19 protein-coding genes are annotated in these 22,792 nt (G+C 40.8%); 4 read left to right on the forward strand and 15 right to left on the reverse strand.

The genetic code is table 11. The features are described 5' to 3' along the window. The first annotated feature begins 17 nt into the window (after positions 1–17). Positions 18–1,220 carry an SH3 domain-containing C40 family peptidase gene (locus tag GO009_RS08120; RefSeq protein WP_163625712.1) on the forward strand — a complete coding sequence of 401 codons (1,203 nt, stop codon included), beginning with the start codon at positions 18–20 and terminating at the stop codon, positions 1,218–1,220. 83 nt (positions 1,221–1,303) lie between these two features. On the opposite strand, the gene GO009_RS08125 is transcribed toward GO009_RS08120, so the two are convergent. Together GO009_RS08125 and GO009_RS08130 are read right to left on the reverse strand one after the other, a co-directional pair. Further along, positions 1,304–2,716: a SusD/RagB family nutrient-binding outer membrane lipoprotein gene (locus tag GO009_RS08125; protein WP_163625713.1), complete on the reverse strand. Its 1,413-nt coding sequence runs from the start codon at positions 2,714–2,716 to the stop codon at positions 1,304–1,306. Positions 2,717–2,727: 11 nt separating this feature from the next. Next, complete coding sequence (locus GO009_RS08130; RefSeq protein ID WP_163625714.1) at positions 2,728–5,799, reverse strand: SusC/RagA family TonB-linked outer membrane protein; 3,072 nt, start codon at positions 5,797–5,799, stop codon at positions 2,728–2,730. A 295-nt stretch (positions 5,800–6,094) separates the two neighbouring features. On the opposite strand from GO009_RS08130, the gene GO009_RS08135 reads away from it, so the two are divergent. Further along, complete coding sequence (locus GO009_RS08135; protein ID WP_163625715.1) at positions 6,095–6,538, forward strand: hypothetical protein; 444 nt, start codon at positions 6,095–6,097, stop codon at positions 6,536–6,538. A 65-nt stretch (positions 6,539–6,603) separates the two neighbouring features. Here the strand turns inward: GO009_RS08135 and trxB are convergent, their stop codons facing one another. From trxB to GO009_RS08185, 10 genes are all read right to left on the reverse strand, one after another. Continuing rightward, positions 6,604–7,572 carry a thioredoxin-disulfide reductase gene (gene trxB / locus GO009_RS08140; RefSeq protein WP_163625716.1) on the reverse strand — a complete coding sequence of 323 codons (969 nt, stop codon included), beginning with the start codon at positions 7,570–7,572 and terminating at the stop codon, positions 6,604–6,606. Between the two features lie 548 nt (positions 7,573–8,120). Further along, entirely contained in the window at positions 8,121–9,491 is a 1,371-nt protein-coding gene (gene rimK / locus GO009_RS08145; RefSeq protein ID WP_163625717.1) for a 30S ribosomal protein S6--L-glutamate ligase, read from the reverse strand. Positions 9,492–9,504: 13 nt separating this feature from the next. Further along, positions 9,505–10,290, reverse strand: a complete 786-nt coding sequence (locus GO009_RS08150) for an RMD1 family protein (RefSeq protein WP_163625718.1) — start codon at positions 10,288–10,290, stop codon at positions 9,505–9,507. Positions 10,291–10,472: 182 nt separating this feature from the next. Next, complete coding sequence (locus GO009_RS08155) at positions 10,473–10,781, reverse strand: hypothetical protein (RefSeq protein ID WP_163625719.1); 309 nt, start codon at positions 10,779–10,781, stop codon at positions 10,473–10,475. A gap of 2 nt (positions 10,782–10,783) precedes the next feature. Next, on the reverse strand, positions 10,784–11,758 hold the full coding sequence (locus tag GO009_RS08160; RefSeq protein WP_163625720.1) for a deoxyhypusine synthase family protein: 975 nt from the start codon (positions 11,756–11,758) through the stop codon (positions 10,784–10,786). A 53-nt stretch (positions 11,759–11,811) separates the two neighbouring features. Then, complete coding sequence (speB, locus tag GO009_RS08165; RefSeq protein WP_163625721.1) at positions 11,812–12,684, reverse strand: agmatinase; 873 nt, start codon at positions 12,682–12,684, stop codon at positions 11,812–11,814. Between the two features lie 18 nt (positions 12,685–12,702). Next, the gene (locus GO009_RS08170; RefSeq protein WP_163625722.1) at positions 12,703–14,157 is read right to left on the reverse strand and encodes an arginine decarboxylase; all 1,455 of its coding nucleotides are present in this window, start codon (positions 14,155–14,157) and stop codon (positions 12,703–12,705) included. Between the two features lie 461 nt (positions 14,158–14,618). Continuing rightward, positions 14,619–16,823: a molybdopterin cofactor-binding domain-containing protein gene (locus GO009_RS08175; protein WP_163625723.1), complete on the reverse strand. Its 2,205-nt coding sequence runs from the start codon at positions 16,821–16,823 to the stop codon at positions 14,619–14,621. A gap of 17 nt (positions 16,824–16,840) precedes the next feature. Next, positions 16,841–17,296 (reverse strand): (2Fe-2S)-binding protein, encoded by a 456-nt coding sequence (locus GO009_RS08180; protein ID WP_163625724.1) that lies wholly within the window; start codon positions 17,294–17,296, stop codon positions 16,841–16,843. 181 nt (positions 17,297–17,477) lie between these two features. After that, positions 17,478–18,308, reverse strand: a complete 831-nt coding sequence (locus GO009_RS08185; RefSeq protein ID WP_163625725.1) for an endonuclease/exonuclease/phosphatase family protein — start codon at positions 18,306–18,308, stop codon at positions 17,478–17,480. A 358-nt stretch (positions 18,309–18,666) separates the two neighbouring features. On the opposite strand from GO009_RS08185, the gene GO009_RS08190 reads away from it, so the two are divergent. Continuing rightward, positions 18,667–19,662 (forward strand): transporter, encoded by a 996-nt coding sequence (locus tag GO009_RS08190; protein WP_163625726.1) that lies wholly within the window; start codon positions 18,667–18,669, stop codon positions 19,660–19,662. Continuing rightward, positions 19,652–21,193 (forward strand): phosphatase PAP2 family protein, encoded by a 1,542-nt coding sequence (locus tag GO009_RS08195; RefSeq protein ID WP_163625727.1) that lies wholly within the window; start codon positions 19,652–19,654, stop codon positions 21,191–21,193. The genes GO009_RS08190 and GO009_RS08195 overlap by 11 nt, the downstream gene beginning before the upstream one ends. On the opposite strand, the gene GO009_RS08200 is transcribed toward GO009_RS08195, so the two are convergent. The 3 genes from GO009_RS08200 to GO009_RS08210 are packed head-to-tail and all read right to left on the reverse strand — an operon-like array spanning position 21,194 to position 22,755. Then, positions 21,194–21,805: an alpha-ketoglutarate-dependent dioxygenase AlkB gene (locus tag GO009_RS08200; protein ID WP_163625728.1), complete on the reverse strand. Its 612-nt coding sequence runs from the start codon at positions 21,803–21,805 to the stop codon at positions 21,194–21,196. Beyond that, positions 21,774–22,091 (reverse strand): Ada metal-binding domain-containing protein, encoded by a 318-nt coding sequence (locus GO009_RS08205; protein WP_306770398.1) that lies wholly within the window; start codon positions 22,089–22,091, stop codon positions 21,774–21,776. The genes GO009_RS08200 and GO009_RS08205 overlap by 32 nt, the downstream gene beginning before the upstream one ends. Continuing rightward, entirely contained in the window at positions 22,042–22,755 is a 714-nt protein-coding gene (locus GO009_RS08210; protein ID WP_163625730.1) for a 2OG-Fe(II) oxygenase, read from the reverse strand. The genes GO009_RS08205 and GO009_RS08210 overlap by 50 nt, the downstream gene beginning before the upstream one ends. Positions 22,756–22,792 lie beyond the last annotated feature (37 nt).

Below are 22,792 nucleotides of genomic sequence, written 5' to 3' on the forward strand. Positions count from 1 at the left end.
AGTAACATTATTATTTTATGAAGTTTCCATCTTTCCAAAATAATAGGGTTTGCTTCTTTATGTTGGTTGTCCTTATTTTTTCAGCCTGTAAAACAGAGCAAAGCACAGAGCCTAATAAGCTAGATCAAATTATTTCTTCCGTTCGGGAAACCTATGCTCCCGATAAACGAGTGGCTCTTTTTGACATTCAATCGGAAGGGAATTCTTCTGGCTACATCCTAAAGGGAAAAACAAACCTTCCAGAAGCGTTGGATACTTTTAAAAAAGAGTTGGATTCCCAAAATATAAAGTATACGGATAGTATTGAGGTATTGCCTTCAGAAAAGTTAGAGGGAAAGATTTATGGGGTAATCAATAATTCTGTTGCCAACCTAAGGTCAAAACCTGCCCATTCTGCCGAATTGGTCACACAGGGTACTTTGGGAATGCCTCTTAACGTATATCAAAAAGAAAGAAGCTGGTACCATATACAAACTCCGGACAACTATCTCGGATGGGTAGATGCTGGGGGTATTGAATTAATGACCAAGAAGGAATTTGATGAATGGAAGGCCACAGATAAGGTAATTTACACGGATACATATGGAAAGTCATACACCGAAGCAGATGCAAGCTCCGATGCAGTTTCCGATGTGGTGGCCGGTAATATTTTTAGCCTCGTTACCGAAGATAGTGACTTTTATGAGGTAAAATACCCGGACGGACGAAAAGCGTACCTGCTGAAGGACGAAGCGGATAGTTTTGATGAATGGAAATCCAAGTTGGCCTTTACCAAAGAAAGTTTGGTAGAGACCTCCAAGACCATGCTCGGTGTCCCCTATTTATGGGGAGGTACTTCCACCAAAGGTGTGGATTGTAGTGGTTTTACCAAAACTGTTTATTTAATGAATGGAATGATCATTCCACGTGATGCTTCACAACAAATACATGAAGGCACTTTGATAGATAATTCCAAAGATTTTGACAAACTGATTGCCGGAGACCTTTTGTTCTTTGGACGCAAAGCCACTGATTCCACTTCGGAACGCGTTATCCATGTGGGAATGTGGATTGGGGACAACCAGTTCATTCACTCGGCTGGAAATGTTCATATAAGTACTATGGATAAAAACGCCGAAAATTTTGATGCGTACAATTACAACCGCTACCTACGTACCAAGCGAATTTTAAATGAAACGGGGGAAGGGTTATTGTACCTGACCAAGGAGAATGTTTTTTAATATTGTATAAACCTATAAATATAAAGGCCACCCAAAATTGGGTGGCCTTTGATTTTAGATCAAGGTTTCTTACCTAAACATGTTTATTCGTCCCAGAAAATTCGATCAAGAAGCGTTACATCAGGTACATTTTGTCCATTCCTGCTTACTTCATTGTCTGGATATGGCAATCTTCTTATAAACTGACCATTCAAATCTGGATTTAAATTAACAGGCACGTCCATATCTTTATACTGGTAATCAAACCTTCTAGCATCGTTCCAAGATTCAGGGTGTAAAAATAAAGCCACCCACTTTTCTTTGAAAATATCCGCTAAAGTAAACGCTCCTTCCCCCATACTAACACTTGGGTCGGCAAGATATGAGTCGATTTCCTCTTGTGGGACTTCGAGCATTTGCATATGTGCGGTTATTCCATCCAAATATGCCTGATATGACCTGCTCTTGTCGATTTCAAACGCGGCTTCTGCCTCTATAAACTTTTGTTCGCTATAAGTAGCTATAAGTATTGGAGAAGTTATAGTTGTATAATATTGATCTTCTACTAATGTTGACCTTGCTCCTTGCTCAGGAGCATTTCCCCTACCGGCCCCATTTACAGTACCAACAAAGGTATCATCATCTGTTGTACCAACCATTAGCCCTAGTCTAGGATCAATCGTAGGATAGGACGTACCATCCAAAGCTTGAATAAATTGTTCGGATATCCAACCTCCCAATAAAAGATCGGCATTATCCCTTGCAACATCTGCCCATGGGTTGATGTCCTGTTCAAAGAAACCGACCTTTGCATCGTCATCATTGGATTGGAATCCATTATCGGTAGCAGCCAACACTTCTGAAGCACTGTAACTAGAAGTTTCTTTGGTATGTATCATGTACCGTGCCTTCAACATATTGGCAAAGGCTATCCACTTTGCCGTATCTCCCTGATAAATAAAATCATCCTCTCCCATTGAAACGGTTGTTTCTCCTTGGAGATTATTAATCCCTTCATCCAAAAAGCCCATAATCGTGGCATAAAGTTGCTCATCGTCATCATAAGAAGGGGTAACGGTTTCAAAAGTAAAGCTTTCTGAATATGGCATATCGCCAAAAATATCCACACCCATTCCTAGATTCAATGCCATTAAGACTTGCGCAGCCCCTTTATAATGGTTCGCTTCTTGTTCTTCTGCTTTTTCAATCAATACTGTTAAATCGGTCATCACATTATATATATTGAACCAAGTATTGTTGTTACTTACAGGCTCCATTGTATCAGAAGCACTTGCTGGATTTGGTGAAGCTAAATACTGTACATAATTTGAAGTAATATCCCCTACCCTAAAAATATTTTTTGCAGATTCATAGGTAGTATTGATCATTAATCCCGAGATAGGGGCATCTTCAGGGTTATTAGGGTTTTCGTTTACATCTAAATAGGAGTCGCATGAAACTACCATCAAAACCAAAAACAAACCTAAATTCTTCACTATTTTTTTCGTTATTTTCATCATTCCTGTTTTTATAGTCCAAAGTTTAACGTTAGAAAATAGCTCTGGGTTCCTGGAAAACCAAGACCTGTGAACCCTATGGCATTCCCGCCTGCTCCAGCAGAGAATGATTCAGGATCAAACCCATCCCATGGGGAATATAAAATAATATTGTTTGCCGCCAATGAAATCCTCATCGATGTAAATGGCAGTTTTGAAAGCACTTTATCGTTTAAGTTATAGGCCAACGAAATATTCCTTAGCTTAATAAAGCTTGCATCCTGAACGAAATTCTCACTTATTCCTCTATATGCATTTCTCCAAAAACCGGCACCATAATCTCTACCATCCGGTCCCACACCTTGTCCAAGCCATACTTCTTGGGTGTTTGGGGTGCCATCGGCCAATACACCATCAAAGACACGAAAATCGTTTCTTGCCAAAGTATACTCGTTTTTACCAAACGCTGACAAAAAGTTGTCAAATTGATTATACTGATCTACATCTGCCCTAAAATCGACCAAAAAACTCAATTCAAAATTCTTATAGGTAAATTGATTCCTTAAGCCTCCTATCCATTTTGGAACGGCGTTACCGAGTATAAGTTGATCTCCATTACGGACGGGAAAGCCATCATCCCCTATGACCGTCGGCAAATTACGTTGGAGAAAAATAGATTCTTCGTTTGCTCCGTATCTTTCATAGCTTGAACCATACAAATTTCCATAGGCCTCTCCTTCTATCAATTTCATGGTCACAGTACTTCCGGCATAACCAAACTGGTTGCCCACTACTATCTCATCAATACCTTCCCTTATTGATTTTACCTCATTGTTGTTCATCGACAGGTTGGCGGTCGCTTTCCAAGTAAAATCCTCATTACGAACAATATCTGCGCCAAGTACAAATTCAAATCCACTATTTTGTATTTCCCCGGCATTGGTTATATATGAGGAAAATCCTGTAGCATCGGAAATGGGAACTGGTATAATTTGATCTTCTGCATTGGATTTATAGTAGGTAAAATCCAAATCCAATCGACTATCAAAAAAAGATAACTGTGCCCCAAATTCCATTGAAGTAGTCAATTCAGGTTTTAACATTGGGTCACCAAATTCACTATTACGGCTAAATCCAACTTGGCCGCCCAGTGGAAAATGGTCTGGTGAAACAAATGTTGCTCCAAGTACATGAGGGTTTGTGTCTTTACCTACTTGTGCCCAAGATGCCCTTATTTTTCCGAAAGTGAACCATGTAGGAACATCCAGATGCTCTGTAAACACATAACCCAGATTAATGGAGGGGTAAAAGAATGAATTATTGTTCTTGGGCAGTGTTGAGGAAATATCATTACGGCCCGTTACATTTAAAAATAGATAGTCTTTATAGTTTAACATTAAATCACCATAAAAACCAACCAATCTTCTTATACTCTTTCCTTGCTCCGAAAATATCCTGCTTGTATTATTGAGGTTATAAAACTCAGGTATAATAAAAACCTCTCCTCTTGAAGTTATTCGATCATATTTTCTTTCAAATATATCGTTCCCCAAGCGCAAAGTAGTGGTAAAATCTTCACCAAACTTATTGTTGAGTGTGATATAAAAATTAGAAGTAATATCCCTACTGTTTATCCGTGTTTCCTCCAAATAGCCTTCAGAACTCAAGGGCACTTCACCGTCAATTCCTTTAGGTCCGGGAGTAATCTCCGTTCTGGAGTCACTATAAAAGTCGGTACCTATTCTGTACGAAAGGGTCAACCATTCCCATGGACTATAATTGAAGTTAAGGTTACCAATAATCCGGTTTACATCGTCTTTATAGGTACTAAAACGAGCATCATAAATAGGATTGGTATTCCCATAAGTCTTCATGGTTCCATCTTCATTTATATAATCCCTTACATCTTGGGTTTCCGCCCAATACATCATCCTTTCCATAAAACGGTCATGAGGAACCCTGTTTCCTCCTGAGTTGGAATAGTTTATGGAACCACCAAAATTGAATTTTTCGTTCATTGTGACCGTTCCCGATATTTTAGCAGTAGTCCGATCCCAAGTACTAAAAGGAATAATCCCTTTTTGATCCAAGCGACCCAAGGATGCATAAAACGTTGCTTTTTCACCGCCTCCGGATATACTTAAACTATGATCTGTTCGTACACCTGTATCAAATGCCCTATTCCAATTATCTTGGTATTTATGCCCTGGTTCAGTTTGGGCAACCTCATCTATTGGCGCTCCCCAACTAGGCCAAAAACTTGAAGGATCATATTCTCCGCTAAAACCCTGCCCATATTCTTTTTGGAGCTTGGGCAAACGATTAAGTTCTTCAAATCCTACGGAAGTATTAAGATTGATGCTTACCTTACCTTTTTCACCTTTCTTGGTAGTAATAATTACCGCGCCATTTGCAGCTCGCACCCCATAAAGGGCCGTTGCTGCAGCACCTTTCAATACGGACATGGATTCCACATCTGCTGGATTAATGTCTGCTGCCCTATTAGAAAGCCCCCTTGGTGTGTTGGGAGATTCAACAGTCGAATTGTCAATAGGCACGCCATCCACTACAAAAAGTGGTTGATTGTTTGCGCTAGGATCCAATGAATTGATTCCCCTAATGATAATTCTAGCACTTTGTCCCGGTGCACCTCCCGAATTAGTTATTTGCACACCCGCAACTTGTCCTTGCAGAGAGTTGACAAGATTGGTTTGCTTTGTGTCGGCAATGGCTTCCGCATCAATACTCTGCGCTGCATAACCTAACGATTTCTTTTCTTGGGATATTCCAAAAGCTGTTACAATAACCTCCCCCAATTGTTCTGCATCTTCTTCCAAAGACACATTGATAGTCGTTTGAGTACCTACGGTAACTTCTTTTGGTTTCATTCCCAAATAAGAAAATCTCAAGATCTGCCCGCTAGAGGCGCTAATGGAATAGTTTCCATCAAAATCTGTAGTTGTTCCGGTGTTTGTGCCACTTACCACAATGGTCACGCCGGGCAAAGGTGTACCCGAAGTATCGGACACTGTACCCGTAACGGTCTGACCAAATGCAGCAACACAAGAAAATACTGCAATAATTGTCAAATAAATGTTTCTCATTACTTAAGTTTGTGTTAATAGACCCGAAATTTGTTCAATTTTTTTTACAAATCAAACATTTAATCCAAAAAATGTTTAATTCATAAATATTAACTCTATTCAGTCAATAATTTTTAAATCCTTGGCAAACCTTTTAAAAAATACGTTTTTTTTTACCAGACTTTTAGTGTAAAAAAATTCTTCTCCATAGCACTTTAGCTTGACAAAATGTTAACATTTTAAGTCTAAATTCTTAATTTTTACAAAAATTATTGCTATCTTTTAAATATTCTAACACTTTTAAAAGTAGAGCATTATGAAAAAATCAGTTTTACTTTTCACTATTATTCTTGTTTTTTTGCTTACAGGAAGCTTTAATGGACAAAAACCCAACAGTCCAACTATTGAAGGTACTTGGGAATTACAAAGTTTTTATAACTATGACGGAGAAAATGTTATAGATACCATAATAAAATCTGACGGTTACAGACAGGTTAAAATGTATTCCAAAGAAAAGATTATGTGGACCCGATATGTACCGGACGACCCTAACGGTAGATTTGGCTATGGTTCATACAAAATAACGGACAGCTCATTGATCGAGGTAATTGAGTATGGTGACGACGAGATGATGAAAGCTCTGGATACCATGCGAAACTTCACTTTTGAGCTCATCTTAAAAGAAAATACATTCAGCCAAATTACAGTTGACTCGGATGGCAACAGAACTTTTTCAGAAAATTACAAGCGGATTGATTGAGTTACAATCAACAAAAAAGGCACTGAAGTTTCAGTGCCTTTTAAATTTTTAGTACAAACTACTACTTATGATGCCAATACTTCTTTGCTCTCTACCGAAGCCAAGTAACGCTCTGCATCCAAAGCGGCCATACATCCAGTTCCTGCAGCAGTAACCGCCTGTCGGTATATTTTATCCTGCGCATCGCCACTGGCAAAAACACCTGGTTTGTTTGTTTTGGTAGATTTTGGCTGAGTAATAATGTAGCCTGTTTCGTCCATATCCAATTGTCCCTTAAATATATCGGTATTAGGTTTATGCCCAATGGCGATAAACAATCCTGTAACTGGTATTTCTTCTTTCTCACCAGTTTGATTGTTCACCACACGAACACCCTCCACAACCTGTTCTCCCAAAACTTCATCTATTTCGGTATTGTATCGGATTTCAATATTGTCCAAACTATTTACACGATGCTGCATGGCTTTGGAAGCCCGCATGTAGTCTTTACGGACCAACATGGTCACTTTTGTGCATATATTGGCTAAATAGGATGCTTCCTCTGCCGCAGTATCCCCAGCTCCCACAATGGCCACATCCTGACCTTTATAGAAAAAACCGTCACAAACCGCACAGGCCGATACTCCACCGCCCCTTAGTCGCTGCTCGCTTGGTATATTCAAGTACTTGGCGGAAGCTCCTGTTGAGATTATCACGGTTTCAGCTTCCAATTGGGTGGAATCGTCGACTGTAATTTTATGTATTCCACCAACCTCATCACTAAGTTCCACAGCGGTTACCATACCAATTCTCACCTCGGTACCAAACCTTTCTGCCTGCTGTTGCAACTGTATCATCATGGTTGGGCCATCGATACCTTCTGGATAGCCTGGGAAATTATCCACTTCGGTAGTAGTGGTCAATTGCCCACCGGGCTCCATTCCGGTGTACATTACTGGTTTTAAATCTGCCCTAGAGGCATAAATGGCCGCGGTATAACCGGCTGGTCCTGATCCAATGATCAATGTTTTGATTCTTTCCACTTGTTCTGACATAAATCTTCTTCCTGATATGTTACTTTACAAAAGTAGGTTTTTTGTCCAAAACCTTACACCATGGCATTTTCATGTTTTCTTAAAAGATGTGAACAATTGTGAATGATTTTTCCCTTTAAAGCTCTTTGAATATTTCTAAAATAAAAAGGAGCCGAAAAAACGGCTCCTTTCCGAAAAAGTAGGTCAAATTTATGGGAACATAATTTGATCTTAGAAAACCGTTACAACCAAGGGGCTCAACCTCAAAAACCCCTTGGAGCAACGTAAACCTTGTTATAAATAAGATAATAGGTAAAGAACACAAAGTACCCTATAATCACCCCATCCTATTTTAAAGGTTTTAACTCAAGCTGTAAAGCTTTGCGTTAACTGGAACAAACATACTATTGTCCTTTGATTTGGAAGGGGTACAATTAACGAATGGTGCTTTTCCGTTTACGGATGCCCATTTTCAATTTATATTCGTGTTTTTGAAGCCTTGTGTAGGAAAATATATCTAAAATGTGATAATTGTTTGAAATTCAAATAATTGAGTAAAATCAGTGGCCTTATTGCTTGTATTTCAATTTTTTCTCGATGGTCTCGATCATTACATTGGCAATATCCTTTCCGGTAGTATTTTCAATTCCTTGAAGTCCTGGCGAAGAATTCACCTCCAAAAGTAAGGGGCCTTTGTTAGACCGGATAAGGTCAACCCCTGCAACATCCAAATTAAAGACCTTTGCAGATTTAATGGCCAACTTTCGCTCTTCTGGGGTTATCTTAACTTTTGATGCTGCCCCACCTTGGTGGATATTGGCCCTAAACTCTCCTTTTTCTGCAGTACGTTGCATGGAGGCCACCACCTTTCCGTTCACTACAAAACAACGAATATCGTGTCCATTGGCTTCTTTGATGAACTCTTGTACCAAAATATTGGTCTGTACACTTTTAAAAGCGTTGATCACACTCTCCGCCGCTTTATTGGTTTCGGCCAAGACCACCCCTTTTCCTTGGGTGCTCTCCAACAATTTAATTATGAGCGGGGCTCCACTTACCATACGAATAAGGTCTTTGGTATCCATCGGGGATTTGGCAAAGCCCGTAGTGGGTATATGAATATCGTTTTTGGAGAACAATTGTGATGCAAAAAGCTTGTCCCTGGATCTACCAATGGAGTCAGCAGAGTTTAAACAATACACCCCCAATGTATCAAACTGCCTTAAAAGAGCACAACCGTAAAAAGTAACGGCGGGTTTAATTCTTGGAATCACGGCATCGAACTTATCCAAAATGTTTCCGCCACGGTATCTAATCTCGGGAGTTGCGGCATCCAATTTCATGTAAACGTGCTCCACATTCAAAAAAACCACTTTATGGCCCCGCATCTCGCCTGCCTCAATAATTCTTTTGTTGCTGTACAGGTTTGGGTTACTGGCCAACAACCCCAATCTAAGCCCCTTTTTCTCCGTTGTGAAGGGTTGGTACTTCTGTTCCAAATCCTCATCGGAAATATCTCCCTGCACAAAACTTTGGGATGGGTCTACCAAATATCGTCCATTGATCGCCTCACGGCCAAGCAACATTCGATACTCCATGGTATCCCTATTGGCCAAAGTCAGCTCAATTTCAAAGACATTGCCCGCAATATTTACATTGGTCTTGATTACGGGACGTTCCTCTGCAATGCCTTGCGAACTTTTTACGCTACGCACATCGACCAATTTAGCTTGGCATAAGATAGATATACTTCTATTGTCTTGAACCGGGTTTACCTCAAAACGAACCCATTCTTCCAGGCCTTTGTTAAAAATTTTAATCTTACTGGCTTGGATGGATGATGTTTTTGCTCCGGAATCTACTCTGGCCTTTATGGCTGGAATTCTCAAATCATCAAACTGGCACCATTCTTCGCTGCCCAAAATTTTAAAATCGTTCAAAACAAATATGTATTTAACTAATTAATCGCATAATGAACAGGTCCACAACCTCGACCAAAATCAAGATAATAATGATCCACTCAAGCCTGCTGCTTTCCCTATGGTCCATAATATTCATGAACAGACTGAGGTTTTCCTTGATCACATTGCCCTGTTCCTTTATATTTCGGTACCTTTCCTTTAGGTCAAAGATTTGTTTTAAACCTTTGTCCAATCGGTCGAGCTCCAAATCTTCCCAAACTACTTCGTGGGAATCAAAAATATAGAGGTTTTCGGAAATTTGATTGTTAATGTTCAATACTTTGGCGATATGTTTTTTCAACTTTCTCCCTCCTATGTCCAACTTTCCTTTTTGCTCCAAATATGTGGTATGCTGTCGGGTTTCTTTCATGGCCTCTTCCGATAGTCCCTCAAAATAATCCAGAGCCACAGATTGCGACAAATGCAACAATGCCAAACGAATACCTTCTACATTGGACTCCGGCAATATTACCTTATCATGGTCAATGATTGCTTCTTCCTGATCGTTCACCAATTCCATATCCATGGTTTCAGTGATGTAGGATTCCTTCCATTCCTTGCCAAAAGGCTTGATTTCGCCCAAAAGTTGGCTTATGTCCGCCTCACTGTATCCAAAAAAGGATATAACACCGTATCTGAAGACATAAAGGTAACGTGATGCATCCGAATAAAAAAGTTCATCCCTATCACCATAAACAAGTTCCTTGACCAAAGCTTTCCTGCAAGCTGGGATATTGATACTCGCTGCCAAGTGCAGAGCCATTGCCTTTGATTCCATTTTGGTAAGCTATTAATATGATTAAAACCAGTCAGTTCGAATTTTTCCCTTTAGGAAAAATTACCTGCCTGTCGGTGGCAGGTCGAGAACAAGGTCTATTTCTCGATACATTTTTTTGAACTTAGGTTCAAAAAACCACTCGAAATGACCACTTTTTTGGCAAAATGTGTTTTGAGTTAACATTATTCTTCTTCCGAAGCCTCAAGCTCATCGGTATCCAAATCTGAGTCTTCGCTATCATCGTTGTCCGAATCATCAAAATCCTCCATGGCCATCACTAAGCGTTTGCTAACTTTTACCAAATAGGCGGTGTCTTCGGTACGGACCTCAACACACTCCACTACCTCATTATTGGCGTTCCGGTAGGTAACAATGTCATCATCATCGTATCCATCGGGAAATTTTTCCACAAGAAGGTTGAGCATGTTTTTATCTAACTTTTTGTAGTCTACAATCACTCGTTTTAAAACTGGTATTTGTCCTTTTCTCATGGCTACATGTCTAATAGGTAAGCAAAAATCAAAGGCGCCACAATGGTCGCATCCGATTCTACAATAAATTTGGGTGTGTCAATATCCAGTTTGCCCCAAGTGATTTTCTCGTTGGGAACGGCTCCTGAATATGACCCGTAACTTGTAGTGGAATCACTGATTTGGCAAAAATAGCTCCAAAATGGCGTTTCTGTCTGTTCCAGATCTTGATAGAGCATCGGTACCACACAAATAGGGAAATCTCCCGCGATACCTCCACCAATTTGGAAGAATCCAATACCGTTTTCCGAGTTTTTCTGATACCAATCGGCCAAAAACGTCATGTACTCTATACCGGATTTTACGGTACTGGCCTTTAGTTCTCCTTTGATCACGTAGCTGGCAAAAATGTTGCCCATGGTGCTGTCTTCCCAACCGGGGACCACAATGGGCAAGTTCTTTTCAGCTGCCGCATACATCCAAGAGTCCTTTATGTCTATTTCGTAGTACTGCTCCAAAACACCCGAAAGCAGGAGTTTGTACATAAACTCATGCGGAAAATAACGTTCTCCATTGGCCTCGGCCTCTTTCCAAATGTCGTAAATGTGTTTTTGCAGCCTTCTAAAGGCTTCTTCTTCGGGAATGCAGGTGTCAGTTACTCGGTTTAGACCTTTTTCCAAAAGGTCCCACTCTTCTTGTGGGGTCAAATCCCTATAGTTGGGCACCCTTTTGTAGTGGGAGTGTGCCACTAGGTTCATTAAATCCTCCTCGAGATTGGCCCCTGTGCAAGATATAATATGAACTTTATCGGTACGGATAATTTCCGCAAATATTTTGCCCAATTCGGCCGTACTCATCGCGCCAGCCAAGGAAACCAACATTTTGGAACCTTTGTTCAACTGCTCTTCGTAGCCTTTGGCCGCATCCACCAAAGCGGCGGAGTTAAAGTGCAAAAAGTATTTTTGTATAAATTGTGATATTTCTCCTTTGTTACTCATTGTAATTACTATGTTTTTGGAATTTTCGAAGACTGTGTATTTGCTTCAAATCTTTATTCCGTGAAATCGTTGTTTTCTGAAAATTTATAGCTCAACATTTTGTAGTAGAGCTTTGCTGCCAAAAAATCTGATGATTTATCGACATCATTTGGACACAATTCCACAATATCGAAACCAACAACATTCTTTTCATTAAAAACTCTTCGTAAAAATTCAAGGGTTTCGTACCACAAGAGTCCGCCTGGCTCCGGTGTTCCGGTTGATGGCAATATGGATGGGTCGAAAGCATCCAAATCAAAAGTGATGTACACATTGTCCGTCATTAAATCGAGGGCGGAATCCATCCAAAAATCATCGGAAACCATTTCGTGGGCAAAGAACACCTTGTCCCTGTCCATCACCAAGGTCTCAGCATGATCCATACTGCGAATACCTACTTGTACCAAATTTGTGGTTTCATTGGCTTCATATAAGGCACAGGCATGATTGTATTTAGTGCCTCCATATTCTTTGCGCAAATCGGCATGTGCATCAATCTGAAGCACGGTGAGATCTTCAAAACATTCGTTGAAAGCCCTTATGGCCCCAATAGAAATGGAATGTTCCCCTCCTATCATGGTCACCAATTTGTTCCGGTTGATGTACTCTTTCACGGTTTTGTGTACCGCTGCTACCATGGTTTCGGGCGATGCAAAATCTTCTATGGCATCCGCCAAGTAAACCCCTTGTTTATAAACTTCGCTATCCGTTTCAATATCGTAAACCTCCATATTTTCCGAGGCTTCCAAAAAGGCTTCGGGACCTTTGTCCGCACCTTTTCCCCAAGTACTCGTACCATCATAAGGTACTGGCAACAATACTACTTTGGCTTTTTCGGCCGTGCCGTATTCTTTTGGAATACCGGCGTATGTTCTTTCTGTTTTCATTTTTTTATAATTCCTTTTTCAATTTTTGCTTGGTACTGATAAATCATTGGCTTTCACCATAACATCAGTAGGTTTTGAGTTTCCGTATCCCAATATGGACAAAAACTCATCAGCTGTTTGTTGTTCTGCAAATACCGATGTTTTTATATTCCCCTCCTCATCTTTGTCAATGAGAATGTGTTTGGGATGGGGAATCAAACAATGCTGCAATCCGCCAAAACCTCCTATGGTTTCTTGGTAAGCACCTGTATTGAAAAATCCAATGTAAAGGGGTTTGTCCTTTCTATATTTGGGAAGATAAATGGCGTTCATGTGCTGCTCCGAGTTATAATAATCATCGCTATCACAGGTAAGTCCTCCCAGAAGAATACGCTCATATTCATCGTTCCAACGGTTAATGGCCAGCATAATAAACCTTTTGCTAATGGCCCAAGAATCTGGCATGGTGGTTATAAAAGATGAGTTGATCATGTTCCACTTTTCACGGTCGTTCTGTTGTTTTTGGTAGAGTACTTCGTAAATGTTTCCACCACTCTCCCCAACGGTGAAGCTTCCAAACTCAGTAAAAATATTTGGGGGCTCCACGCCTGCTTCTTCACATGCCTGGGCAATTTGATGGATAATCTCGTCTACCATATATTCATAATCGTATTCAAAGGCCAAGGAGTTCTTGATCGGAAACCCGCCACCAATGTTTAAGCTATCCAAGGTTGGACACACTTTTTTTAGGTTGATGTACACCTTTAAACACTTTAAAAGTTCGTTCCAGTAGTATGCCGTATCCCGTATTCCTGTATTGATGAAGAAGTGAAGCATCTTCAATTCAACTTGCTTATTGGGTTTTATGGATTGATTGAAAAAAGGCACTATGTTTTTATAGCCGATACCCAATCTAGAGGTATAAAACTCAAACTTGGGCTCTTCTTCGGAAGCAATTCGGATTCCGATCTGGAATTTTCCATCAATTACTTCTCCCAACAAATTAATTTCCTCGTAATTATCAATTATCGGGATGCAGTTTCGATGGCCTTCATTGATCAACTTCGCAATGTTTTGGATGTATTGATCCCTTTTAAAACCATTACAGATCACATAGGTATCTTTTGTGATTTTGCCCGCACGCTTCAGATGCTCAACAATATTGATATCAAAAGCCGATGAAGTCTCTATATGAATGTCATTTTTAAGGGCTTCATTCAAAACATGCTCAAAATGTGAGCTTTTGGTACAATAACAATAATGGTACTTACCTGGGTAGTTATGATTTTTGATAGCTGTATTGAACCAACCCTTCGCCCTTTGGATATTCTCGGATATTTTGGGCAAATAGGTAAACTTTAAAGGTGTTCCGTAGCGTTGCACCAAACCATAAAGGTCTATTCCGTGGAATTGTAATTTATTGTCTTCCAACTGAAATTCCTCTTGGGGAAAATCATAGGTCTGCTCGATTAAGTCGATGTATTTCGTTTTCATTTAAATTTCGTAATTGTATTATAAGATATTAATAAAATAGGAGGCTTGAAAATCAATGTTTTCAGATACGAAATTCAAAAATGGTATAGGGTACAAAGTAGGGAGTCCGTGAAAAATCACGGTTAAAATGGTGTAGCTCTTCGAAAGTCAGCCCGTATATCCGGTGTCTTGATCTTAAGACGGCTTTTTGGGTAGACTTTCTTATCCCCAAAAGCCCGGACATGAAAAAAGTCTTCAAAGCTTATAGGCAATGCGTCCATATTCGGTGGACTCATTTATGGGGCAAACATAACTAAAAATCCAATACTGCAACTTTTTTTACAAAATTTTTTATTGGGTATATTTTATTGAATATCTGTACTTTACATCAAAAAAAGCAAAATAAAAGTAATTATAAACGAAAGCTGGCCAGTAAAAAACATCTACTGACCAGCTTCTCTCTATTATTTAAATCAATGTGATTAACCTACTAACGGCGGTTTGTCATTAATGAAAGGTTGTTTGTAGAAACGTCTTCCTTTTGCTTTGTACAATGCATTGGATAATGCGGCTATGGCAGGTGGTAAGGAAGGCTCTCCCAAACCAGTTGGGTCTATTCCATTGTCCACAAAGAATACTTCAATATTTTTTGGTGCTTCGGAATTGCGCATGAGACGATAGGTATCAAAATTTGATTGTTCTGGTTTACCCTCCTCGAAAGTCAACGCACTGTACATTGAGTGGCCAATACCATCTATTATCCCACCTTCAATCTGGTTTTTTGCGGCCAATGGATTAATTACGATACCGCAATCCACGGCACAGGTAACTTTATTAACTCTCGGTATATCTCCGCCGCCATTTTCCAATTCCAATACTTGGGCTACATAGGAATTGTGACAGTAATATGCTGCTACACCACGGGATTCGCCTGTTTCGGCATCCCAATTAGATTTTTCCTTGACGAGTTTTAGCACTCCCGCATAACGTTGTGGGTCGTAATCATTTTTCTCTGGGTCGCCCACAGGATTGTTGATGGCCCTATCAAAAAGTTCCAAACGGAATTCCAAAGGGTCTTTACCAGCAGCCTCAGCTACTTCATCCATAAACGCTTGTTCGGCTCCTGCAATAAAGTTGGAACGTGGAGCTCTCCAAGCTCCAGTGGTCACATTGGTTTCCAAGCTATGCTTTTCTGCCAAATAGTTATCAACAGCTCCTGCTGGAAAGCGGTTTTCAAAAATTAAGTCATCATTGGTACCTGCTCCGCGCACATGCCATGCAATCAGGTTACCGTTTTCATCAAGACCTGCTTTGTATTTTACTTTGTAAGAGGGTCGGTAGGTACCTTGGGTCATATCATCTTCCCTGGAATACACCAATTTCACCGGAGCATTCATTTTCTGGGAAATCGCGGCTGCCTCCACTGCAAAAGTTCCATATAAGCGACGGCCAAAACCTCCACCCATACGGGTCATCATTACATCTATCTTTTCTGCCGGCATACCCAATCTGGATACCAATGTCTGTTCTAAAAATTCTGGAGTCTGAATTGGACCCAACAATTCTGCCTTTTCTGGTGTAACGTGTGCAAAAAAGTTCATAGGCTCCATGGTATTATGGGCCAAATAGGGTGCTGAATAGGTACTTTCCACAATCTTTGCCGCCTTTTTGAAAGCTGCATCCACGTCTCCATCCTTTCTTGCTGGTTCTTCTTGGGGCTTTTCCAAAAGTGATGCAAGCGCTTCATCATGGTAAGAGGTACTTTCCAATTTAGATACCTCTTCCCATTCCACGTTCAATGCTTTCTTGGCCTGCATACATTCCCATGTACTATTGCCTACAATGGCAACCAGTTCTGGAATAGCACCTCCATCTGACCATTGTTTTTCTACATCTTCGGGGTAGGCCTCAAAATGGAAGACATCTTTTATTCCGGGCATGGATTTTACCGATTCTGCATTCATGCTCTTGAATTTCATTCCAAAAGCTGGCGGATGCACGATCATGGCCGTCAACATTCCTTCTTTATATACATCCAATCCAAACAATGGCTTACCGGTAACGATTTTTTTACCATCCACGTTCTTCTTGTCCGTACCGATTATGGAGAAGTCCCCATTATCTTTCAACTGGACTTCTTCGGGCACTTCAATACTTGTGGCAGCTGAGGCCATTTCTCCATAACCTGCCGAATTTCCACTTCCTTCATGGGTAAGTATACCATCTTTGGTCGTAATTTCATCTGCCGAAACGCCCCAAGCTTGTGCTGCGGCCTCTTTCAACATCTGTCTTGCAGTAGCCCCCGCCATTCGCAAACTCTCCCATCCTTGTCGGATGGACTGGCTACCACCTGCCAACTGTCTGGTGAAAATATCTGTGTTCAGTGGTGCTTGTTCCACCAATACATTTTTCCAAGCCACATCTAGCTCTTCGGCTACGATCATGGGCATGGATGTTTTAACATTTTGACCAATTTCAGGGTTGGGTGACATGATAGTCACCATACCATTATCCCCTACTTTGAGAAAACCGTTGAGTTCGAACCACTCATCGGGCAGGCTATTTACCTGCTCAGGTGTCATTTTACAAGAAGCCAACCAGCTAAACCCAATAACAAGTCCACCACTAGCCAATCCTGTATTCCTAATGAAGGCACGTCGTCCTATTTTTGTCTTTACAAGTGTCATGATCCTAGTTTTATGGGTTATGATTTGGCCGCTAGTTTCACGGCTTTTTTGATTCTTGTGTACGTTCCACAACGGCAGATATTGCCGTTCATGGCCATTTCAATTTCTTCGTCTGTAGGATTTGGATTTTTATCCAGAAGTGCGGAAGCTGTCATAATTTGACCTGCTTGACAGTACCCACATTGGGGCACATCAACTTCCAACCAAGCTTTTTGAACTGGGTGATCACCCTCTTTGGATAATCCTTCAATAGTTGTTATTTCTTGGTTACCCACCGATGAAACGGTTAGCATACAAGCTCTTGTTGCCGTACCATCTAAATGAATGGTACAGGCGCCGCATTGCGCTATTCCGCATCCGTATTTTGTTCCAACCAAGTTTAAGTGGTCTCTTAAAACCCAGAGTACCGGTGTAGACGGGTCCACATCGACCTCCTGTTTTGTTCCGTTGATGTTAAGTGTAAATTTCGCCATGATGTTGATTAATTCCTTTGAAGTTAATTATTTCTTGCAACAAATCGAACCGTAAACTCAAACATCTGTTAAAAATTAACATTGTTTTTAGGTTTTTTGAGATTACTTAAAATCAGTATAAATAAGGAGCGGTGATTCTTATTCTGAATAAGAAAAACAATTCCCGATATATTGACCGAACTCAGTATTTCAATCGGGCAAAAACTGGAAGGTGGTCTGATGGGTAGCGTGCATCTTTGGAGTCACTGAGAATAGCACTTTTTAACACCTCGAATTCATCAGAAACGAAAATATAATCTATTCTGCGTTTTACGGGCTTGTTGAACTCAAACCCATTAAAGGTTCCTTCTGGACCAAAGGCATTCGCACCAGCGGCAATGTGGGTATCCGCCATTTCCGTCAATATAACTTGCACACCTGGACTATTGCTTTCCAAGTTGAAATCTCCAGTAACCACTACTGGGTAGCCTTCGGTATTCAACTCCTTGATTTTTTCAAGGATGAGCTTGGAACTTTCCTCGCGTGCCTTTACCCCGACATGATCAAAATGCGTATTGAACACCATAAATTTGACACCATCACTTTTGTTTTTAAAAATTCCGTAAGTGCAAGTTCGGGGCAAAGCAGCATCCCATCCTTTTGATGGTTTTTCAGGGGTAAGGGATAGCCAAAATGTGGATTCTTCCAAGAGCTCAACCCGCTCCGCATTGTAGAAAACGGCCGTGTGTTCCCCTCTCTCATCACCGTAGTCGCGGCCTACTCCGAAATAGGCATAGTCCTCCAAACCTTCATCTATTTGCTTAACTTGATGAATCAACCCTTCTTGTATACCGAATACATCTGGATTATAAAAATTGAGCTGTGAAATAAGAAACTCCTTTCTGTTATCCCAATTGTTGGGAGCATCATCTGGATTATCGTATCTAATGTTATAAGAAATGATGTCGATTGTCTGTGCTTGACTATTTAGAACTGTTCCGATAGCAAAAAGAACAAAGAAAATGTTTTTCATGAGTTTGTGTACTTGTTTTGATTACATCCAAAGTAATGCAAACTATCCATTTTTTAGGTTTAAAAGGTTATCAAATCTTTATCTTCCATGATCTCCATTATACGGTAATGTCATGGAAAGTGCATTCTTATTTGACTTTTATTAAGCCTTACACCTAACATTGGTCATTCATTTTACTTTTCTATAATCCAATTTAACCTTTTCACAATCCTTTTACCTTTTCCATAATAATTATTGGGAACTCCTTAATCCCTCTGCTTTATAGCACCTATTATTTTAGCCACCTAAATTTTCAGAATCAATACATCAATTAAAAACCAACAGTTAACCAATTCAATAAACCTTCCAATTCCAATTTATGAAATTAAACAAACGCCTTTGCTTTTACGCTTTTAAAAAGGATAGGGTTTTAGCACTTTATGGGTTCTTGGCACTTCTTTTTTTAGCCACCCCATTGGATGCACAAACACCTTCCGATGCCCTTATGATGCCCTCCAAGAACATTTGCGTTCTTTTTTCTTATGATATGGGCACTTTTGACCGATACTGGGAGGGCTCATACCTAAGATCCAATGAAACCATAGCCACTGTAGACCGAAACACCGTACTTCCTATGGCGGCCATTGGTATTCTTGACGACCTTAATTTCTATGTAAGCCTGCCTTATGTAAAAACCGAATCTTCAGAACCCAACGGGGGAAAGTTCGCTGGGGCAAGAGGTTTTCAGGACATTGGCTTCGCCCTAAAATACCGGGCCATACATAGTGATGTAGGAACCGGAAAACTTACTGCCCTTGCAACAGCGGGATTTTCGACCCCTTTCACCAACTATCTTTCAGATTATAGGCCATATAGCATTGGTGCTGGAGCACCGGAATTTTCTTTGCGTGCCATCGGTCAGTATGAGTTGAGCAGCCAATTCTACTTTAGGGCATCCGTTGCACATCTTTGGCGGGGCTATACCGAGGCCGAACGGGACTATTACTACAACAATGGCAGCTATTACACCGCTTGGATGGACGTACCCAACGCATGGACCTACGAGGCCATTCTTGGCAAATGGCTTTTTGACACCTCTTTAAAACTGGAATTAAGTTATACCGATCTTACCTCGACCAGTGGGGACGACATACGAGCTTACAATGCGGCACAGCCCACCAACAAAATTGAGTTTGATAGAATAGGCTTCTCCGCACAGTACTTTTTTAAATCCATCAAAGGTTTAGGAGTGGTTGCCTACCATAACCGGGTAGTCAACGGAAGAAACGTTCCTAAATTCAGTAATACAGGATTTGGACTGACTTATCAATTCAATGTAATCAAGAAACAAACTGAAACTACCGATGAACAATAAAATATACATACTTTTTATAGCCTTTGGCCTTATACTTTTGGCTTCTTGCGAGAAAGACACACCTCAGTACATCCCTTACGAGGGCTATGCATATTCCGAACTCGATGAAGATGGCGGAAATTGGGTCCCGGTCCTTGAAGAATCCGGTGCATCCATTGAGATACCGGCTCCAGAGGCTACTGATTCACAAGCCTATCAAAATGAATTAAACGAGGTAAAAGAAGCTATGTCCAACATAACTTCCGACCAAAAAAGGGCTATTAGGTATTGGACCAATAATCCAGCAGTAAGATGGAACGAAATCGCATTGGAACTCATTGCCAAGTACAACATAATACCTGGCCCCAATGCAGATGGCACCTATACTTTGCCCAACCCTGCCAATCCAGAAGGTCCACCAGCATTCCCTTTTGCCCACCCGCCTTATGCATGTAGGGCATTGGCGTATATGTCCGTGGCCCAGTTTGATGGACTCATCTCAGCATGGCACCATAAATACCAATACAATAGAGCCGCTCCTTTTGCTGTGGATGAAAATATCGAATACGCTTATGAAGAAAACGACATTCCTTCGTACCCTTCAGATGGAGCAGTTATTGCCAGGGCATCCAAAAATATCCTAACAGCCATGTTTCCTCTTGAAGCCGAATACCTTCAGCAAATGGAAGATGAGCATCTGGAAAGCCTTATGCTTTCGGGAGGAAATGTAGCAAGTGACATTAATGCGGGAACAGTTATTGGCGATGCCGTTTCGGAAACTGCATTGACAAGGGCTTCCAACGATGGCATGAAGAACGCACAGACGCCAAAAGCCGTATCGGATTCCATTAAACAAGCCGCTTACGATAGATTTGGATGGGCTTGGGACAATTTAGAGATTCCAGAACGTCCCGTAGGCTTGACCCCGCTTTTTAGCCAAGTGACCATGTGGAGCATTGACGATGTGGAAAGTGTACGCCCGATAGCCCCTCCTGGTCTGAACTCCCAAGAATTATTGGACGATGTGGAACTATTGAAAGATTATGCCCAAAACATGACCGATGAAAAACGGAGGATAGCCAATTTTTGGCAAGATGGATTAGGAACATACACCCCACCAGGGCATTGGAACCGTATTGCAAACGAATTGATTGTGGAGAAAAAGTTAAACCCGTTACAAACGACCCGAACCTTGGCTTACATGAACATGGCCATCATGGATTCCGGTATCAGTTGCTGGGACGCCAAATATTACTATCATTACCCAAGACCTATACAGTTGATCGAAGGATTTGAAACCATTGCAGGAACGCCTAATTTTCCGAGTTATACCTCCGGACATAGTGTTTTCTCCGCAGCAGCATCCGAAGTTTTGGCCTATATTTTCCCTGAAGAAGCCGAACAAATGAGGGCGTGGGCAGAAGAAGCCGCAATTTCCCGTGTATATGGTGGTATCCACTGGAGTTTTGACGCCACGGTGGGCACAGACCAAGGACGAGAAGTTGCTCAATACACGATTGACAGGGCAAAGGCAGATGGAGCAGACCAATAACTAAACACTAACTATTGTTCTAAACGTAAGGTTGATTCTCGGTGTCCTCACCAACTTTGTTGGTGGTAAGCGGTGCAGCCAATGTGATTGGGTACTCCCTTTCATTACCAAAAGGCTTCCGTGATCGAGGGTCAACCCTACTTTTTCTTTGGACTCTTTATGCTTAAAAACAAACTTTCGTTCCGCTCCAAAGCTCAGGGAAGCAATGGCTCCATTTTTCTTCAAATCTTTCTCGGCATCACTGTGCCATGCCATACCTTCTTCCCCCGAGTGATATAAATTCAACAAACAAGAATTGTAGGTCTCTTTGGTTCGTTTTTCAATCAATGCTTTTAATTCCAAGAGTTCTGGAGTCCAAGGCAATGCTTTTTTGGTGTGATTGGAATAGGTATATTCAAAAGGTTCATCACCGTACCATGCCACTTTTCGCTTGGTTTCTATCCGTTTGCCATAAATCAAGGCAACATCCTTCTTCCAGGCAATGGTATCCCATAATTCTTGAAAATATCGGTTGGCTTCCTCATGCTTCATGATTGGACCATAATAATTGACCACACCATCTTTTGGCAGCCAATTCTTCTCAGGGTTTATCTGATTGGTGAACAAATCCATCTTTCCATGCTTTATATGCTACTCTCATACAATGTCCGCAAGGCCTGAATCCCAATTTTCGGGCTTCGTTTTCAGTTTTGAAGAAAACTCTGTTCTCCCTTTTCATTCGCTTGCCCGAAGCACACTTCAAGGTACCATAAATTCTCAACCTTTTATGTCCTGCCAATACGATTTCGCCCTTTCGGATTAAGTTTCTAACTTCTTTTTCATTGAGGTTGGCGTGGTGGTAAATCATCTTAACTGATGGCATCATGAAAAATAATCCCCAACGTATATCTTTCGCCATGGTGCAATTCACTTACCCCATGTTTCATATTGACCCGATAATACCCCTTCTTTCCTTTTACAGGCCTAAAATTGGTGGTGAACAATAGCATATCACCCTTTTGGGGCCTCAACACTATAGCCTTTGATTGGGCTCTGGGTGTCTGCTGGGTCATTACAAACTCTCCTCCTTCATAATCTATATTGGGGTCACTCAAAAAAAGTACTGCTTGGATAGGAAAATAGACTTCCCCGTATAAATCTTGGTGTAGGGTATTGAAACCTCCCTTACCGTATTTTAAAATAAGGGGAGTGGGTTTTAACTGGTTTTGTTCCTTGCATTGTGCAATTAATTCCTGATGGGTTTCCGGGAAAGTTTTTTCAATTTTCAGAGCTTTCATCCAAAGGTTAGCAATGGGGATAAGATGTGGATATAATTCACTTCTAAGGTTTTGGATCATCTTGGGCAAGGGGTAATCAAAATATTTATACGCTCCCAGACCAAAACGATAACGCTCCATAATCACCGTCTTTCTATATCTTTCTTTTTGATCGTATAATTCCTTTAGGTCATTGCAAATGTTTGGTTCCAAAAAACCGGGAACCACGGCATATCCTTTACTATGGAGATTTTCTTCGACTTCGTCCCATTTCACCTTGAAACCTTGGGATGTTATATTATTCATGTTGATTGTTCGATTATTGATTGATGTTTGTATTTTT

Origin of the sequence: Allomuricauda sp. TY007 (genome assembly GCF_010468565.1) — a bacterium.
In the GTDB taxonomy this organism is placed as follows: domain Bacteria; phylum Bacteroidota; class Bacteroidia; order Flavobacteriales; family Flavobacteriaceae; genus Flagellimonas.